This window comes from Rhizobacter sp. P2_H2 (assembly GCF_056403375.1).
In genome coordinates this window covers 1-599 of the sequence record NZ_JBFUFP010001783.1, presented here as the reverse complement: position 1 = coordinate 599, position 599 = coordinate 1, and the positions used below count along the sequence as shown (strand labels likewise).

General features: G+C 70.8%; 1 protein-coding gene. It reads left to right on the top strand.

Annotated elements, in window-relative coordinates; all coding sequences use genetic code 11:
- Nucleotides 1-599 (top strand): FAD-binding oxidoreductase (locus tag AC1D15_RS36185; RefSeq protein ID WP_477829886.1); only part of this gene is annotated, 599 nt, incomplete at both ends.

Genomic DNA, 599 nt, shown 5'->3' with positions numbered 1-599 from the left:
GTGCAGGCCTTCGCCGACCAGTTCGACGCGATGGACGCGCTGCGCCGCAAGGCCACGCGGGCGCTCGGCCGCCACACCGCAAAGGACAACATCAAGTACGACGGCCTGTCGCGCGTCTCGCACGTGACCGATGCCACCGACTGGCGTGTCGAGTACCCGTTCGTCGTGCTGACCCCCGACACCGAGGCCGAGATGGCGGCGCTCGTGAAGGCGTGCATCGAGCTGGGCCTGACGATCATCCCGCGCGGGGGCGGCACCGGCTACACCGGCGGCGCCGTGCCGCTGACCTGGAACAGCGCGGTCATCAACACCGAGAAGCTCGAGGCGATGACCGAGGTCGAGGTGATGCGCCTGCCCGGCATGGACCGCGACGTGGCGACCATCTGGACCGAGGCCGGCGTCGTCACGCAGCGCGTGGCCGATGCCGCCGAGCGCGCCGGCCACGTGTTCGCGGTCGACCCGACCTCGGCCGAGGCTTCGTGCGTCGGCGGCAACATCGCGATGAACGCCGGCGGCAAGAAGGCCGTGCTGTGGGGTACCGCGCTCGACAACCTGGCCTCGTGGCGCATGGTCACGCCCGACGCGAAGTGGCTCGAGGT